Annotated in this window: 14 protein-coding genes and 1 pseudogene; 5 read left to right on the top strand and 10 right to left on the bottom strand. The window is 72.1% G+C overall.

Features of this window, described 5'->3' with window-relative positions:
- Window position 1: 1 nt before the first annotated feature.
- From KSP35_RS26050 to KSP35_RS16890, 3 genes and pseudogenes are all read right to left on the bottom strand, one after another.
- A pseudogene (locus tag KSP35_RS26050) lies at window positions 2-2,300 on the bottom strand (glycoside hydrolase family 3 C-terminal domain-containing protein).
- 185 nt (window positions 2,301-2,485) lie between these two features.
- Window positions 2,486-3,658, bottom strand: a complete 1,173-nt coding sequence (locus tag KSP35_RS16895) for a CaiB/BaiF CoA-transferase family protein (protein ID WP_216996979.1) — start codon at window positions 3,656-3,658, stop codon at window positions 2,486-2,488.
- A 1-nt stretch (window position 3,659) separates the two neighbouring features.
- Window positions 3,660-4,289: a maleylpyruvate isomerase family mycothiol-dependent enzyme gene (locus tag KSP35_RS16890; RefSeq protein ID WP_216996978.1), complete on the bottom strand. Its 630-nt coding sequence runs from the start codon at window positions 4,287-4,289 to the stop codon at window positions 3,660-3,662.
- Window positions 4,290-4,412: 123 nt separating this feature from the next.
- On the opposite strand from KSP35_RS16890, the gene KSP35_RS16885 reads away from it, so the two are divergent.
- Window positions 4,413-4,949, top strand: coding sequence for a GNAT family N-acetyltransferase (locus KSP35_RS16885; RefSeq protein ID WP_216996977.1), 537 nt, complete (start codon window positions 4,413-4,415; stop codon window positions 4,947-4,949).
- A 1-nt stretch (window position 4,950) separates the two neighbouring features.
- On the opposite strand, the gene KSP35_RS16880 is transcribed toward KSP35_RS16885, so the two are convergent.
- Genes KSP35_RS16880 through KSP35_RS16870 form a run of 3 tightly spaced genes read right to left on the bottom strand, consistent with a single transcriptional unit; the run spans window position 4,951 to window position 7,789 of the window.
- A complete protein-coding gene (locus tag KSP35_RS16880; protein ID WP_216996976.1) occupies window positions 4,951-6,015 on the bottom strand; it encodes a metallophosphoesterase in 1,065 nt (354 codons plus the stop codon).
- Window positions 6,016-6,032: 17 nt separating this feature from the next.
- A complete protein-coding gene (locus KSP35_RS16875; protein WP_216996975.1) occupies window positions 6,033-6,242 on the bottom strand; it encodes a hypothetical protein in 210 nt (69 codons plus the stop codon).
- Window positions 6,239-7,789, bottom strand: coding sequence for an acyl-CoA carboxylase subunit beta (locus KSP35_RS16870; protein ID WP_216996974.1), 1,551 nt, complete (start codon window positions 7,787-7,789; stop codon window positions 6,239-6,241). The genes KSP35_RS16875 and KSP35_RS16870 overlap by 4 nt, the downstream gene beginning before the upstream one ends.
- A gap of 138 nt (window positions 7,790-7,927) precedes the next feature.
- Between KSP35_RS16870 and KSP35_RS16865 the strand changes: the two genes are divergently transcribed.
- The 4 genes from KSP35_RS16865 (at window position 7,928) to KSP35_RS16850 (ending at window position 12,158) form a co-directional block, all read left to right on the top strand.
- Window positions 7,928-8,485 (top strand): carboxymuconolactone decarboxylase family protein, encoded by a 558-nt coding sequence (locus tag KSP35_RS16865; protein WP_216996973.1) that lies wholly within the window; start codon window positions 7,928-7,930, stop codon window positions 8,483-8,485.
- Window positions 8,482-9,255, top strand: a complete 774-nt coding sequence (locus KSP35_RS16860) for an SDR family NAD(P)-dependent oxidoreductase (RefSeq protein WP_216996972.1) — start codon at window positions 8,482-8,484, stop codon at window positions 9,253-9,255. Before KSP35_RS16865 ends, KSP35_RS16860 begins: the two co-directional genes overlap by 4 nt.
- A 23-nt stretch (window positions 9,256-9,278) precedes the next feature.
- On the top strand, window positions 9,279-10,049 hold the full coding sequence (locus KSP35_RS16855; RefSeq protein ID WP_216996971.1) for a maleylpyruvate isomerase N-terminal domain-containing protein: 771 nt from the start codon (window positions 9,279-9,281) through the stop codon (window positions 10,047-10,049).
- 345 nt (window positions 10,050-10,394) lie between these two features.
- Complete coding sequence (locus KSP35_RS16850; protein ID WP_216996970.1) at window positions 10,395-12,158, top strand: S9 family peptidase; 1,764 nt, start codon at window positions 10,395-10,397, stop codon at window positions 12,156-12,158.
- Window positions 12,159-12,165: 7 nt separating this feature from the next.
- Here KSP35_RS16850 and KSP35_RS16845 read toward each other — a convergent pair whose 3' ends face one another.
- The 4 genes from KSP35_RS16845 to KSP35_RS16830 are packed head-to-tail and all read right to left on the bottom strand — an operon-like array spanning window position 12,166 to window position 16,543.
- Window positions 12,166-13,407 (bottom strand): ABC transporter ATP-binding protein, encoded by a 1,242-nt coding sequence (locus tag KSP35_RS16845; RefSeq protein WP_216996969.1) that lies wholly within the window; start codon window positions 13,405-13,407, stop codon window positions 12,166-12,168.
- A gap of 15 nt (window positions 13,408-13,422) precedes the next feature.
- Window positions 13,423-14,256: a carbohydrate ABC transporter permease gene (locus KSP35_RS16840; protein WP_254126814.1), complete on the bottom strand. Its 834-nt coding sequence runs from the start codon at window positions 14,254-14,256 to the stop codon at window positions 13,423-13,425.
- The gene (locus KSP35_RS16835; RefSeq protein WP_217002263.1) at window positions 14,253-15,149 is read right to left on the bottom strand and encodes a carbohydrate ABC transporter permease; all 897 of its coding nucleotides are present in this window, start codon (window positions 15,147-15,149) and stop codon (window positions 14,253-14,255) included. Before KSP35_RS16835 ends, KSP35_RS16840 begins: the two co-directional genes overlap by 4 nt.
- Before the next feature lie 59 nt (window positions 15,150-15,208).
- Window positions 15,209-16,543, bottom strand: a complete 1,335-nt coding sequence (locus KSP35_RS16830; protein ID WP_216996968.1) for an ABC transporter substrate-binding protein — start codon at window positions 16,541-16,543, stop codon at window positions 15,209-15,211.
- Window positions 16,544-16,661 lie beyond the last annotated feature (118 nt).

Below are 16,661 nucleotides of genomic sequence, written 5' to 3'. Positions count from 1 at the left end.
GCTACGCCCGCCCGTCGACCTGGGCGAGCAGGCCGTCGACGAGGTCGGAGCCGACCTCGCGGGTGGGCATCAGCATGGCGGTGAGGCGGGGCAGGGGGAACGAACCGAGCATCCGCAGCTGCTCCGGGTTGTCGACCATGGGCGTGAGGTCGCCGCTCGGGCTGTGGGCCAGCACGTCGAGCAGCAGCTCGTGGCCGACGGGGTGCTCCAGCCACTCCTTCAGCGTGCTGCTCCGGTCGAGCGGGAACGTGGGCGGCGGGCCGGTGACGGTGACCACCTCGGTGAGGCGGAGGTCCCGTGACGACGCGCCGACGGCCACCTCGACCTCGCCGGGCTCCACCACCCAGCCGTCGGCCCGGGTGGACCAGTAGGCCAGGTCCCGCTCGGTCAGGAACAGGTTCACCCGCTGCGACTCGCCAGGGGCGAGGGCGACCTTGGCGAAGCCCTTGAGCTCGCGCACCGGGCGGGGCACCGACGAGCCTCGGGCGCCGACGTAGAGCTGCACGACCTCCTTGCCGGCCACCGGGCCGGTGTTGGTGACGGTGGCCGAGACCGAGAAGCGGATGGGGCCCATCCAGTGGTCGTGCTGGTCGCCCGAGGCCTCGAGCGCGGTGACGGCCAGGTCGGCGTACTCGAAGGTCGTGTACGAGAGGCCGTGGCCGAAGGGGTAGCTGACCTCGCGCTCGACGGCGTCGTAGTACCGGTAGCCCACGTGGATGCCCTCGCCGTAGCGGACGTGGCGGTCCTCGCCGGGGAAGTTGAGGTAGGCGGGGGTGTCCTGGAGCCGCAGCGGCATGGTCTCGGCCAGCCGGCCCGAGGGGCTGACCCGGCCGAGGATCACGTCGGCGATGGCGCTGCCACCGGCCTGGCCGCCCAGCCACCCTTCGAGGATGGCGCCGGCCAGGTGCTCCCAGCGCTGCACCGCCACCACCGAGCCGTTGGCCAGGACCACGACCACCCGGTCGTTCACCTCGCGCACGGCGGCCAGCACGGCCAGCTGGTCGGCGGGCAGGTCGAGGTGGGTGCGGTCGTAGCCCTCGGACTCGTAGCTCGGCGGCAGGCCCAGGAACAGCAGGACCGTGTGGGCACCTCGGGCGACCTCGACCGCTTCGGCGAGCAGCGCCGAGCTGTCGGCCGACGGGTCGTCGACGCCGAAGCCGGCGGCGAAGTCGACCGCGACGCCGTCGGCGAGGCCTTCGCGCAGGGCGGTCAGCGCGTCGTCGGCGCGTGGGGTTGACCTTGGAGCTGCCGGCGCCCTGGAACCGCGGGGTGCGGGCGAGCTCCCCGATGACGGCGATGCGCCCCTCGGCAGCGAGCAGCGGGAGGAGGGCACCGTCGTTCTTGAGCAGCACCGCGCAGTCGGCCGCCGCAGCCCGGGCGAGGGCGTGGTGGGCGTCCTCGTCGTAGGTGTCGGTGGCCTGCACCGCGGGCTGGGCCCGGTCGACCAGGTGCAGGACGCGGGACACCGCCAGGTCGAGCAGGTCGACGGGCAGGTCCCCCGCCTCGACCGCCGCCACGACCTTGGCGGCGCTCGCCCCGCCGGTGCCCGGCATCTCGAGGTCGAGCCCGGCGGCCACGGCGGCGGTGGGGTCGTCGACCGCGCCCCAGTCGGAGACCACCAGGCCCTCGAAGCCCCACTCGTCGCGCAGCACCTCGGTGAGCAGCCAGCGGTCCTGCGAGGCGTAGGTGCCGTTGATGCGGTTGTAGCTGCACATCACCGTCCACGGCTGGGCGGTGCGCACCACCCGTTCGAAGCCGGCGAGGTAGATCTCGCGCAGGGTGCGGTCGTCGACCTCGGCGCTCACCCGCAGCCGGTCGGCCTCCTGGTTGTTCACCGCGTAGTGCTTGAGCGACGTGCCCACGCCGTGCTCCTGCAGGCCCCGCACCAGCGCGGCGCCCAGCTCGCCGGCGATCAGGGGGTCCTCGGACAGGTACTCGAAGTTCCGGCCGCACAGCGGCGAGCGCTTGATGTTGATGCCGGGGCCGAGCACCACGGCCAGGTCCTGGCCCCGAGCCTCCTCGGCGATGGCGCTCCCGACCCGGTGCGCGAGGTCGACGTCCCAGGACGACCCCAGCGCCGAGGCCGTCGGGAAGCAGGTGGCGGGCACGCTGCCGCCGATGCCCACGTGGTCGGTGCTGCCGGCCTGCTTGCGCAGCCCGTGCGGCCCGTCGCTCACCATGATCGACGGCACGCCCAGCCGCTCGATCCGCCGCGTCCACCAGAACCCCGACCCCGAGACCAGCGTGGCCTTCTCCTGCAGGGTCAGCTCGGCCAGCACGGTCTCCACGTCGAACGCCATGGCCCTCGTTCTAGGCCAACCCTCCCGAACGTGTCGCAGTTGTCGACCGGGGCGTCGTCCAACTGCGACGAGTTCGTGGGGTGGGGGTCCCCGGGGCGCGGGTCCGTTCCGAACTTGTCGCAGTTGTCGACCGGGGCGTCGTCCAACTGCGACGAGTTCGTGGGGTGTGGCGGTGACGGAGCGGGTCAGGCGTCGGGGGCGGGGTCGTCGAGCTCGGCGAGGACCTGGGCGGTGTCGGCGCCGAGGGGGCGGCCGGGCCAGCGGAGGCGGCCGGGGGTGGCCGACAGGCGGGCGACGAGGCCCTGCATGGGGAAGCCGTCGACCTCGGCCACCAGGCCGCGGGCCACGGCGTGGGGGTCCTCGGCCAGCTGGTCCATGGTGTACACCGGTGCGGCGGCGGCGTGGGCCGCCTCGAAGGTGGCCAGCACGTCGGCGAGCGGGCGCTCGGCGCACCAGCGGGCGAGGCAGGCGTCGATCTCCTCGCGGTGGGCGATGCGACCCGCGAAGCCGGCGAAGCGCTCCTGGCCACCCAGGCCGATGAGGTCCATGACCCGCACCGCCACGCTCTCGGCGCTGGTGGAGATGGCCACCCAGCGCCCGTCGGCGCAGCGGTAGGTGCCCCGGGGGACGGAGTAGGCGATGCCGGAACCCAGGCGCTCGGGCAGCTCGCCGCGGGTGCGCCACAGCGAGAGCATCGGGCCCATCAGCTGCGAGAGGGACTCGAGCAGGTTCACGTCGACCACCTGGCCGGTGCCCGAGTGCAGGGCGACCATGGTGGCGAAGGCGGCCACGAGGGCGGTGACCTCGTCGGTGAGGGCGATGGGCGGCAGCAGCGGGGCGCCGTCGGGCTCGCCGTTGATGGACGCGAAGCCGGACATGGCTTCGGCCAGGGTGGCGAAGCCGGGGCGGCCGGCGTAGGGCCCGTCCTGGCCGAAGCCGGTGACGCGGGTGACCACCAGCTTCGGGTTGGCGGCGATCAGGTCGTCCGGCGCCAGGCCGAGGCGTTCGAGGGTGCCGGGCCGGAAGTTCTCGACCAGCACGTCGGCCGACGCGACCAGGCGGCGCATGTGGGCCAGGTCGCCCGGGTCCTTGAGGTCGAGCACCGCGGTGCGCTTGTTGCGCCCCGCCAGCTTCCACCACAGGGTGACGTCGTCGGCCGGGTCGACCCAGCCCATGGTGCGGGTGGTGTCCCCGGTGCCCGGGCGCTCGACCTTGATGACGTCGGCCCCGAAGTCGGCGAGGTAGCGGGCGCAGCCGGGGCCGGCCACCACGGTCGACACGTCGACCACCCGCAGGTCGTGCAGCGGGCCGTCGGCGGCGGTGGGGCGCGGCGCCGGACCGGGCTCGGGGGCGCCCACGTCAGTCGAGCACGTGGGTGAGCGGCAGCGAGGCAGCCCGGCCGGTCATGAGGCAGAGGATCGACGACAGGTCCTCGGGCGGCGCCAGGTCGAGCAGGACCTGCATGGCCACGCGGGCGGCGCCGGCGGGGGCGGGGGTGGGCAGGTCGATCGCGGCGGCGAGGTCGAGCCCGTGGACCACCAGCTCCACCACGCGGGTGGCGAGGTACTGGTCGAGGGTCATCTGGCCGACGAACAGGTTGACCTGCTCGTCGGCGGCCGCCACCGCCACCCGCTTCTCGGCCTTGGCCGACCACTCGTCGATCATCCCTACGGGGTCGAGGGCGTCGGCCGCCTCGCGCTTGGCCCGGGCCGCGATGTGCACGTGCGGGGTCTGCTCGGCCAGCACCGTCCGCAGGTAGCCCGCGGCGGAGTAGATCTGCGTCTCGTCGTGCACCGGCCCGTCGAGGTACTCGACGATGGTCTTGTAGGCCCGGGCGGTGTGCACCACCAGCTCGCGGACCGACCACTCGCCGAGCGCCGCCTGGTCCCAGCGGTGGTCGTCGACCGCGCCCACCAGCGACCGGTACCAGGTGCTGGAGAAGCGGAAGGCGGCCGCCGTCTCGTGGAGGTCGAAGATGTGGTCGGCCACGGCTCGGCTCCTGGCTGGCGACGGGACGGGCCGAGCGGCCCGCCCCGCCAGTTCACACGGTGCGGCGCGGCGGGGGCACATCGCGTGCCGATGGCAGCGGAGCGCGGTGGCATGCTCGCTGGCGTGCTGCGACCCGCCACCTCCGACGACCTGCCGTTCCTCTGGGCGATGCTCGGCGCCGCGTCGGCGCCCGACGGCCCGCCCCTGGCCCGCGAGGAGGTGGAGGGCAACGAGGTGCTGCGCCGCTACCTCGACGGCTGGGGCCGTCCGGGCGACGTCGGCGTGGTGGCGGAGGCCGACCCCGGGGTCGACGCCGAGGGCGAGCCCACGGCCGGCGGCGAGCTGCTCGGCGCCGCCTGGTACCGGTCCTTCACCGCCGCCGAGCCGGGCTACGGCTTCGTCGACGAGGCCACGCCCGAGATCGCCATCGCCTGCACGCCCGAGGCGCGCGGCAAGGGCCTCGGCCGTCAGCTGGTGGCGGCCCTGCTCGGCCAGGCCCGCAGCGACGGCGTGGCCCAGCTGTGCCTGAGCGTGGTGGCCACCAACGTGGCCGCGCTGCGGGTCTACGAGCACCAGGGCTTCGTGACCGTGGCCGCCGAGCCGGACGGCATGCACCTCACCATGGTGGCCCCCACCACGCCGCGCGAGGCCGCCGAGTAGCTCAGCCGGCGGCGGTGGCCGGCAGCACGAAGCACCGGTCGGCCAGGGTGCCGAACGCGTAGTCGCGGTAGAGCCCGGCGTACATGTGGCGGGTCTGCTCGGTCCACGCCAGCGCCTCGGGCGTGGAGATCCGGTGCTCCACCTGCACCACGCCGCCCTCGTGGACGCGGTACTCGGCCCACGCCCCGGGGTAGTCCTTCACGCACGCCACCTCGACCCAGGCCACGTCGCCGGTGGCGGCGAAGCGCCGCACCCGGTTCCGGTGGGTGTGGCCGGCGAAGTAGCCCCGGACGCGGGGCCGGCGGGCCACCACCGCCAGCAGGGCCTCGGACGCGTCGACATCGATCCCGAAGGACTGGTCGGCCTTCTCGGGGCTGTGGCGGTCGCCGAGGTGGTGGTGGCCGAACAGCAGCACGGGGCGATCGGCGCGGGCGCCCAGCTCGTCGACCTGCTCGAGCTGCTCGGCGGTGACGGTGCCGGCCACCTCGCCGTCGACGGAGGTGTCGAGCACGGCCAGCACCACGCCGGGCAGCACGACCTCCTGGAACGCCTCCCGGGCGTAGGGCGCCCGGTTGTAGGACTCGTGGTTGCCCCGCACCACGGTGAGGCGGTCGCCGAAGGCCGGCTCGTAGGCGGCGCGGAAGGCCTCGTACTCGGCGACGGTGCCGTTCGAGGTGAGGTCGCCCTTGACGATGACGGCATCGGGGCCGAGAGCGGCGATCTCCGTGACGGCGCCGCGGTTCATGACCTCGGGGTACGGGTCCTCGCCGGGACCGCTCCGGAACACCGGGCCGAGGTCGGAGCCCTCGATGATCCCGCACGCCTCCTCGCCGAAGTGCACGTCGTTGACGGTGGCGAACGTGGCCAGCAGCTCGCCGGGCTCGGCCAGCGTGCGGAAGGCGAAGCCGTCGAGCTCGTAGGCGGTGTCGGGCTCGAGGTCCGCGTGGCGCCGCACGTGGTGGCCCTGGTGGACCACCGCCTCCCGGGTGCCGACGGTGGTCAGCTCGGCGGCCGGCTCCTCCGCCCCGATGGCCGCCGCCCAGTCGCCCACGGGATCGTCACGCACGAGGCCGACCCTAGGAGCTACCAGGGGCGGTTGCGGCGCTGCGGGATGGGCTTCGACCACCAGCGGCCGGACCAGCGCCAGCGCGGGGTGGTGTCACCGACGACGGGGGCGCCGGCGCGCGGCCAGGCCACCTCGACGGCCGCCACGATGGCGGCGACCTCTTCGTCGGACGGGTCGGGGGTGATGCGGACGTCGGCCACGTGGGGTTCGGCTCCGGCGGGGCTCACAGCGGCATGTTGCCGTGCTTGCGGGGCGGGAGCTCCTCCTTCTTGGACTCGAGCATGTTCAGGCCGTCGATGAGCATCTTGCGGGTGTCGGTGGGGTCGATGACGTCGTCGACGTAGCCCCGCTCGGCCGCCACGTAGGGGTTCAGCCACTTCTCGGCGTAGACGTCGACCAGCTCGGCCTTGCGGGCCTCCTTGTCCTCGGCGGCCGCGATCTCGGATCGGTTCAGGATCTCGACGGCGCCGGAGGCGCCCATGACCGCCAGCTCGGCCGACGGCCAGGCGTAGGACAGGTCCGAGCCGATGGACTTGGAGTCCATGACCACGTAGGCGCCGCCGTAGGCCTTGCGGGTGATGACCTGGATGCGGGGCACGGTGGCCTCGCAGTAGGCGTAGAGCAGCTTGGCGCCGTGGCGGATGATGCCGTTGTACTCCTGGTCGACGCCGGGGAGGAACCCGGGCACGTCGACGAAGGTCACGATCGGGATGTTGAAGGAGTCGCAGGTCCGCACGAAGCGGGCCGCCTTCTCCGAGGCCTCGATGTCGAGCACGCCGGCGTAGGCCGAGGGCTGGTTGCCCACCACGCCGACCGAGCGGCCGCCGAGGCGCACGAAGCCGCAGACGATGTTGGTGGCCCACTTCGAGAAGTACTCGAAGAACTCGTTGTCGTCGGCGACGGCCTCGATCACGGTGCGCATGTCGTAGGGCACGTTGGCGCTGTCGGGCATGAGGTCGATCAACTCGGGCGTCGGCCGGTCCCAGGGATCGGCCGTGGGGATGTCCGGCGTGGTCTCGAGGTTGTTGGCCGGGAGGTACGACAGCAGGAAGCGCACGTCGTCCAGGCAGGCCCGGTCGTCCGGGGCGGTGAAGGCGGCGATGCCGGACTTCGACGAGTGGGTCTGGGCGCCGCCGAGCTCCTGCTGGGTGACGTCCTCGCCGGTCACCGTCTTCACGACGTCGGGGCCGGTGATGAACATGTACGAGGTGTCCTCGACCATGAACACGAAGTCGGTCATGGCCGGGCTGTAGACCGCGCCGCCGGCGCACGGGCCCATGATCACGCTGATCTGCGGGATCACGCCGCTGGACTTCACGTTCCGGTAGAAGATGCCGCCGTAGGAGGCCAGGCTGACCGGGCCCTCCTGGATGCGGGCGCCGGCGCCGTCGTTGAGGCCCACCAGCGGGGCGCCGACCTTGAGCGCCATGTCCATGAGCTTGTGGGTCTTCTCGGCGAAGACCTCGCCCAGGGCCCCGCCGAAGAGGGTGAAGTCCTGGGAGAAGATGAAGACCTTGCGGCCCTCGACGGTGCCCCAACCGGTGATGACACCGTCGGTGTAGGGACGGTCCTCGATGTCGGGGTTGCGGTGCCGGGCGAGCATGTCGAGCTCGCGGAACGAGCCCTCGTCGAGCAGGTACTCGATGCGCTCCCGGGCGAGCATCTTGCCTCGGTCGTGCTGGCGCTTCACGGAGCGTTCGGAGCCGGGGTTGCGGGCCTGTTCCTTGCGAGCGTGCAGGTCGGCGAGGCGCTCGCGGATGGGGTGCTCGGGCATGGCGGTCAACCTAGGCCACCCCCCAACGGGTGGTGAAACCGCCGAGACGCCCTGTGTGACCGACCCCGGGCGCGCCCTGCCGGCGGGGCCCCGAACGGTCGCCGAGCACGGCCGCCCGCCGTTTGGCAGGGTGGGGTCGTGACGATCGACACCCCGCGCATCTCCCCCCTGCCACCGGACGAGCGAGAGGAGCGGACCGAGGCCCTGCTGGCCACGTTGCGCTTCGATCCGGACGCCCCGGACATGAACCTGTTCGCCACCCTGGCCCGCCACCCGCGGCTGCTCAAGCGATGGTCGGCCTTCGGTGGCCTGCTCCTGGCCGGCGGCACCCTGCCGGCCCGCGACCGCGAGGTGCTGATCCTGCGCACGGCCGCCAACTGCGGCGCCGACTACGAGTGGGGCCACCACCTGCCCATCGGGGCCGCCGCCGGCCTGACCCAGGACGAGATGGCCGACCTCGCCACCACCCTGGTGGCCACCGACCACCCGCTCGACGCCCTGCTGGTGCGAGCTGCGGACGAGCTCCACGAGCACAGCGTCCTGAGCGACGGCACCTGGGCCGCCCTGGCCGAGACCTACGACGAGCAGCAGCTGATCGAGCTGTGCATGGTGGTGGGGCAGTACCACCTGGTCGGCTTCACCCTGAACTCCCTGGGCATCCAGCGCGAGGCCGGCGTGGAAGGGCTGCCCCGGTGAGCGGGCGGCTGGAAGGGCGCAAGGTCCTGGTGGTCGGCGCCGGCACCCAGGCCAACGGCGACCCCGACGCACCTCCCGGCAACGGCCGGGCCATCGCCGTGGCCGCAGCGCGAGAGGGCGCCACCGTCGCCTGCGCCGACCGGGACCGGGCCTCGGCCAAGGAGACGGCCACGCTGGTGCGCGACGAGGGCGGCCACGCCCAGGTGATCGTGGCCGACGTGTCCGACGCCGAGCAGTGCGCCGCCATGGTCCACGAGGCCGTGGAGCTGCTCGACGGCCTCGACGGCGTGGTGCTCAACGTGGGCATCGGCGCCGGGGCCTGGCTCAAGGGGACGCCCGTCGAGACGTGGGACGCCGTCTTCTCGGTGAACGTCCGGGCCCACTTCCTGACCTGCCAGGCCGCCCTCCCGGTGCTGGCCGACGACTCGTCGATCGTCTTCATCTCGTCGGTGGCCGGCCTGCGCCCCGGCAGCCGCAGCCCCTCCTACGACACCTCGAAGGCGGCCCTCGCCGGGCTCAACCGGCACGTGGCCATGGAGGGCGCCCGCCGGAACATCCGCGCCAACGTGGTGGCCCCCGGCCTGATCGACACCCCGCTCGGCCGCCTCGCCACCGAGGGCCGGCCCAGCCGGGCCAAGGCCCCGGTGGCCCTCGGCCGCCAGGGCACCGCTTGGGAGGTCGCCGCCCCGGTCACCTTCCTGCTCAGCCACGAGGCCAGCTACGTCACCGGCCAGGTCCTTGCCGTCGACGGCGGCCTGAGCACCCTCTAGCCCGGGCGGGCAGACTCGGCGGCATGGACGCCACCCGACACCTGGAGCTGCTGCGGATCGAGGGCGACCGGCTGGCGTCGGTGCCGGTCGACGCCCTCGGCGCGCCGGTGCCCTCGCTGCCCGATTGGACCGTCGAGCGGGTGCTGCGCCACACCGGCAAGGTCCACCGCTGGGTCACGGGCGCCCTGGCCGCCGGGCCCGACGGCGATCTAGGCGGCGACGTGGCCGGGCTGCCCACGGGGCCCGACTGCCTGCCCGCCTACCGCGAGGCGCTGGACGGCGTGCTCGCCGAGCTGGCCCGCCACGACCCCGACGAGGCGGCCGCCACCTTCACCGGGCCCGGCTCGGCCGCCTTCTGGTACCGGCGCCAGGCCCACGAGGTCGCGGTCCACCGCGTCGACGCCGCCGACGCGGTCCACGCCGCCGGCGGGCCGGCACCCGAGGCGCTCGAGGTCGACGGTGCGGCCGATGCCATCGACGAGTGGGCCACCCTCTTCCTCGCCGTGCGCTACGCCCAGCGCTTCGGCCCCTTCCCCGACGACCTCCGCGGCCGCCGCGTCCACGTCCACGGCACCGACGACCCGGCCCCCACCGACGGCGCCGAGTGGCTGCTCACCTTCACCCCCGAAGGCACCGTCGACGTGGCCACCACCCACGCCAAGGGCGACGTCGCCCTCCGCGGCCCCGCCGAGGACCTGCTCCTCGCCCTGTGGCGCCGCCGCCCCCTGTCGACGATCGACGCCATCGGCGACGTGGCCGTGGCCGAGCGCCTGCTGGAGATCGCGACCTTCTGACCGGGCTCCTTGTCGAGTCGCGCCTCACCTCCCGCCGCGCACCGGCCTCCGGCGGACCTCGCTGGGGCTCGGTTGCCTCGTCGTGCTGCTCCTTCGTCGCTGGTCGGTCGGCGATCGTTCGCTCTCCTTCCCGCTCTCGGGACTCGCTTCGCATCGTCCCGGGCCGCTCGGGCCCTCTCGCCTTCGGCGAACCACCGCCTGGTCGTCGCCTCCATCGGTCGTCGCCTCGGTCGCCTCGCGAGTCGAGACGCCGATCGGCTGGTCGAGGCTCCGGCAACGACGGTTCGGTAGGTTCCGGGCGGGTCTCGGCGACGGTGCTGGGGCGCTGCTCTCCAGGGGATCACGTTGACCGCACCGCACCGCTCGTTCCGCTCGTTCCGCCGTCCCGTCGTCGCTGGGCTCGCCGCCGGGGTGGCGCTGTCGTTGCTCGCCGCCGGTTGCTCGTCGGACGCCTCCGACGGCGCCGCGCCTTCGACCACCGCAGCCCGCAGCACCACCACGGCGAAGGGGGCGAAGACCGCCACCACCGAGGCGGGCGACGGCGAGCCGACCGAGGGCGGGTCGGCCACCACCCACCCGTGCGACCAGGGCGCCACCGGCGACCTCGGTCCGGCCGCGCGGGTGCCCGGCTCCGACACCGACTGGACGATCACGTCGTTCGACGGCACCGAGCTGCGGGCGCACTGGTTCCCCACCGATGCCACCGACGACGAGCGGGCGCCCACCGTGCTGATGGGGCCCGGGTGGTCGCTGCCCGGCGACACCTCGGTGGCGGCGCAGGGCGACGTCCTGTTCGGCGCCCTCAGCATCCGGGCCATGCTCGACAAGGGCTACAACGTCCTCACGTGGGACCCGCGCGGGTTCGGCAAGAGCCAGGGCACCGTGGAGGTGAACTCGCCCGACTTCGAGGGGCGCGACGTGCAGGTGCTGCTCGATTGGGTGGCCGCCCAGCCCGAGGCCAGGGTCGACGACACCGGTGACCCCCGGGTGGGCATGGTCGGCTTCTCCTACGGCGGCGGCATCCAGCTCACCACTGCCGGCATCGACTGCCGCATCGACGCGCTGGTCCCCGGCATCGCCTGGCACTCGCTGGAGACCTCGCTGTTCAAGCACCGCACCGTGAAGGAGGGCTGGGCCTCGGTGCTCACCGGCACCGGCACCCAGGGCAACCTCGATCCGCACATCACCAGCGCGTCGAGGTCGGGCGCCGAGGACGGCACGCTGAGCGCCGAGGACGAGGCCTGGTTCGAGGCGCGCGGCCCGGGCGACGCCATCGACCAGGTCGCCGTGCCCACCCTCTTCGTGCAGGGCACCGTCGACACGCTCTTCACCCTCGACGAGGCCATCACCAACCAGCGATCGCTGCTGGAGCGCGACGTGCCGACCGCCATGCTCTGGTTCTGCGGCGGCCACGGCGTCTGCCTCACCGATCCCGGCACCACCGACCGCGTCAGCGCCGCCTCGTTCGCCTGGCTGGCCCGCTACCTGAAGGACGACGACTCGGCCCCCGAGGTCCCCGGCTTCTCGACCGTCGACCAGCAGGGCCGCACCTGGACCGCCGATGCGTACCCGACGAAGGCCGACCGGGAGGTGTCCGGCTCGGGCGGCGGGGCGCTGGCCCTGGTGGCCGCCAGCAAGGCCGGCCCGATCACGCTGCCGGCGGGCAACTCAGACTTGCTGGGCACCTTGGTGGAGCCGATCACGCCGGCGCCGGCGAAGACCGCGGTCGAGGTGCCCATCCGCACCGCCGAGGTGGTGGGCATGGCGCTCGGCGCCCCGAAGCTCGAGCTGACCTACACGGGCACCGCACCCGCCGGCAAGGCCCCCACCCGGGTCTTCGCCCAGATCGTCGACACCACCACGGGCGTGGTGGTCGGCAACCAGATCACGCCCATCGCCGTCACCCTCGACGGGAAGCCGCACACCACCACCGTCGACCTCGAGGTGATCGCCCAGCAGCTCGCACCCGGCTCGGCGCTCACCCTCCAGCTCGTGGCCTCCACCGTGGCCTACGCCACGCCCCGCCTGGGCGGTTCGATCGCGTTCCGCTCGATCGACGTCACCGTCCCGGTGGTGACGACGCTCACCGAGCTGCAGGCCGGGGGGTGAGGGCGGGCTACGCCTCGGCCGGGGTGTCGCGGACCGGGGCCTCGACCACGGGGACCTCGCCGGTCTCACCGGTGGGGTTCTGCAGGTTCTGGCCGTCCTTGGCGTCGAACAGGTGCACGCGGTCGATGTCGAGCCAGAGCTTGAGCTCCTCGCCCTCGGCGGCCTTGGAGTTGGCGTCGAGCCGGGCCACGACCTGCGAGCCGCCGTCGTTGGCGAACTCGACGGTGCCGAGGTCCTCGGCGTACTCCTGCAGCTCCTCACGGCCCTCGCCGGGGTCGACGGTGAAGTAGGCGTAGAGCTCCGAGCCCATCCACTCGATCACGTCGATCTTGGCGGTGAAGGTGACGCCGTGGAGGTTGGCGTCGTCCGACACCAGCGACGCGTCCTCGAAGTGCTCGGGGCGGATGCCGGCCACCAGGCGGTCGGAGTGGCGGCCGCGGAGCCTCTGCTTCATGTCGTCGGTGACGGCGAAGTCGGTCATGGGCAGGTGGAGGTGGTCGCCCTCCATGTGGGCCGGCAGCAGGTTCATGGCCGGCGAGCCGATGAAGCCGGCGACGAACAGGTTGTCGGGCTCGTTGTAGAGCTCTCGGGGCGTGCCCACCTGCTGCACGAAGCCCTTGCGCATGACCGCCACCCGGTCGCCCAGGGTGAGCGCCTCGGTCTGGTCGTGGGTGACGTAGATGGTGGTGGTGCCCAGCCGCTGCTGGAGCTTGGAGATGGCGGTGCGCATCTGCACCCGCAGCTTGGCGTCGAGGTTCGACAGCGGCTCGTCCATGAGGAACGCCGCGGTGTTGTCGCGCACGATGGCCCGGCCCATGGCCACCCGCTGGCGCTGGCCGCCGGACAGGTTGGCCGGCTTGCGGTCGAGCAGATCGTCGAGCTCGAGCACGGCGCTGGCCTCTTCGACCCGGCGCTTGATCTCGGCCTTGTCCATCTTCTTGATCTTGAGCGGGAACTCCATGTTCTCCCGCACGGTCATGTGCGGATAGATGGCGTAGCTCTGGAACACCATGGCCATGTTGCGGTCCTTGGGGTCCAGGTCGTTCACCACCTTGCCGTCGACCTTGAGCTCGCCCTCGGAGATGTCCTGGAGGCCCACGATCATGTTGAGCAGCGTGGACTTCCCGCAGCCGGAGGGCCCGACGAGGATGAAGAACTCGCCGTCGCCGATGGTGAAGTCGGCCTCGTGCACCGCCGTGGTGCCGTCGGGGTACTTCTTGGTGACCTTGTCGAGCTGGATCTCTGCCATGGGGAGCTCCTTGCCTTAGCCCTTGACCGCGCCGGACGTGAGCCCGGCGACGATGCGGCGCTGGAAGATGAGGACCATCACGATGATCGGGATGGTGACGACCACCGAGGCGGCCGCGATCTGGCCGTAGGGGAAGTCGAACTGCGAGGCGCCGGTGAAGAACGTGATGGCCGCCGGCACCGTGCGGGCCTTGTTCGTGGACGTGAGGGCGGTGGCGAACAGGAAGTCGTTCCAGGCGAAGATGAAGACGAGGATCGCCGAGGTGAACATGCCCGGCGCCGCCAGCGGGGCGATGACCTTGCGGAACGCCTGGAAGGGCGTGGCCCCGTCGACCCGGGCCGCCTTGTCGAGGTCCCAGGGGATCTCCCGGAAGAAGGCGCTCAACGTCCAGATCGCCATGGGCAGCGTGAAGGTCATGTACGGGATGATCAGCCCGAACCAGGTGTCGAACAGGTGCAGCGACCGCCACATGTTGAACAGCGGGCCGATGATCGCCACGGGCGGGAACATGGCGATGGCCAGCGCGCCGGACATGATCAGCGTCTTGCCCGGGAAGTCGAGCCGCACGATGGCGTAGGCCGCCAGCGTGGCGAGCGCCACCGCCAGCACCGTCGAGATCAGGGCGATGATCAGCGAGTTGCGCAGCGCCGAGGGGAACTGCGGGTCGTCCTTGATGGCGCTGAAGTTGTCGAACGTGGGGTTCTTCGGGAAGAACTTGCCGTTGGTGATCTCCGATGCCGGCTTCAGCGACAGCGACACGATCCACGCCACCGGGATGAGGGCGTAGGCGATGACGACGACGATGCCCGCCCCCCAGAAGACGCGGTCGCGGGTGGTGGGCTCGCTCACGGGGTCTCTCCTCGCTGCTGGGCGAGGCTGGTGCCGAAGCCCTTGACGAACAAGAACGCGATGATCAGCACGCAGCCGAAGATCAGCACCGACACCGCCGAGCCGAGGCCCAGGTTCAACCGGCTGATCAGCGTCTGGTAGCCGATGATCGACACGGTCTCGGTGTTCTGGGCGCCCCGGGTCTGCACGTAGACCGTGTCGAAGATGCGGAAGGCGTCGAGCGTGCGGAAGAGGACGGCCACGAGGATGGCCGGCTTCATCAGCGGGATGATGATCGTGCGCAGCCGCTGCGGCGTGGTGGCGCCGTCGACCCGGGCGGCGTCGACGACGTCCTGGGGCACCAGGGTGAACCCGGCCAGCAGCAGCAGCGACATGAACGGCGTGGTCTTCCACACCTCGGTGAAGATGATCACGAAGTAGCTCGACCACTGCTCGGTGAACCAGCTGCGATCGGTGCCCAGCAGGCCGTTGACGAACCCCGTGGTGGGGTCGAAGGCGAAGCGCCAGGTGAAGGCGGCGACGACGGTGATGATCCCGTAGGGCACCAGGATCGAGGACCGCACGATGGACCGGCCGAAGATCACCCGGTGCATGACGAAGGCCAGGGCGAAGCCGAGCACCAGCTCGACGATCACCGAGAAGAAGGTGATCACCAGGGTGTTGGTGAGGTCCTGCCACCAGAGGCTGTTGCCGAGCACCGCGCCGTAGTTCTTGAACCCCACGAACTTGTGGTCGTCGGGGAAGCGCAGGTCGTAGCGCTGGAGCGAGAGCCAGAACGCGTACCCGATGGGGTACGCCGTGACGAGCAGCATCACGAAGACGGCCGGGGCGCAGAGCATCCAGCCGAGCTTGCGCTCGGACCGGGCCCGGGCGCTCAGGCCCTTCTTGCCCATGGCCTTCGCCTCGGGATCGGGCTCGGGCGGCTGCTTCGCAGGTGCAGCGGTCGTGGCGGTCACAGCAGGCCCTCCCCGTTGAGCGCATCGGTGATGGCCTTGCGCAGCCGTTCGACGTCCTTGTCGGGGTCGATGCCCCGGGTGGGGTGCAGCGTCCGGGAGATCGCCAGGGCGACGTCGTTGTAGTACGGGGTTTGGGGCCGGACCACGGCGTCCTTGAGCTCGGCCTTGATGACGTCGGCGTAGGGGAAGGCCTTGACCTTCTTCTTCTTGCCGTCGACGGTCACCTCGACGGTGGCCTCGGTGAGCTCCTTGTCGTCGTAGAGCGACTCGGTCACGGGCAGCAGGCCGCCCTTGGTGGCGTTGACGATCTGGTTGTCGTCGCCGACCAGGCACGACACCGCCTCGGCGGCGAGGTCGGCGTGCTTCGAGAAGCCGCCCACGCCCAGGTTGAACCCGCCGATGGCGACCTTCGACGGCGTGTCGGCATCGACCCCGGGGAACCGGGCCCAGCGCATCTGGGCGGCGATGGCCGGGGCGTTGCCGTTGGCCGACGGCCAGACGAAGGAGTAGTTGGTCATGAAGGCGGCGGTGCCCTTCTCCCACTCGAGCCGGCCGTCGTCCTCGCGGGCCGTGGCGAAGTTGTCGGGCGTCGACGGCGACCGGGAGAAGTCCCGCATGATCTGCAGGGCCTTCTTGGTGGGGCCTTCGGCGAGGGAGACCTTGGTGCCGTCGGCGTTGAGCACGTGGCCCCCGGCTGACTCCAGCAGCGAGGTGAACCACACCACCAGGCCCTCGTAGCGCTGGCCCTGGCCGAGCATCATGTCCGGCTTGCCGGCTGCGCGGAGCTTGGCGGCTTCGGAGATCATCTCGCCCCAGGTGGCCGGCGGCTCCTTGGTGACGTCGGCCCGGTACCAGAGCATCTCGGCGTTGGAGTTGAAGGGGGCGGCGTAGAGCCGGTCCTTGTAGGTGGCCGTCTTCACGGCCGGGGCGAGCCGGCCCTTGGTGACCTGGTCGGCTTCCGCCTTCGGGATGGGCTTGATCCACCCCGCCTCGGCGAACTCGGCGGTCCAGATCACGTCCATGCCGATGATGTCGATGCTGCTGTCCTTGGCCGCCAGGCGCCGCACGAGCTGCTCGCGCTGCTCGTCGGCGTTGTTCGGCAGGTTCACCGCCTTGATCCGGTACTTGCCGTCGGCCGCCTCGTTGCACGCCGAAGCGGCGTCGGTGAAGGCCCCCGACGGCTCGTTGTACACGTACCAGTTGAGGGTGGGGACGCCGCCCTCGTCACCGCCCCCACCGCACGCGGCGAGGCCGGCGGCGAGGAACAGCCCGGTCACGGCGACGGCGGCGCCGCGCCACCGTGGGCGGCGCGCTGCGGGTCCTGTTGGCATCCCCTGCTCCTGTTCCGGTTGGCCGTCTCCCCTGTCGGCCGACCAATCCGGGTGGCGTGACGCCCGACATACCCCCGGCGTCTCGGCGCCAATCCTCGCCGTCGGAAATTCGTCCGCA

It is taken from the genome of Aquihabitans sp. G128 (genome assembly GCF_019048865.1).
GTDB lineage: Bacteria > Actinomycetota > Acidimicrobiia > Acidimicrobiales > Iamiaceae > Aquihabitans.
The sequence above is the reverse complement of the archived record's forward strand: the minus strand, read 5'-3'. Positions and strand labels throughout refer to the sequence as shown.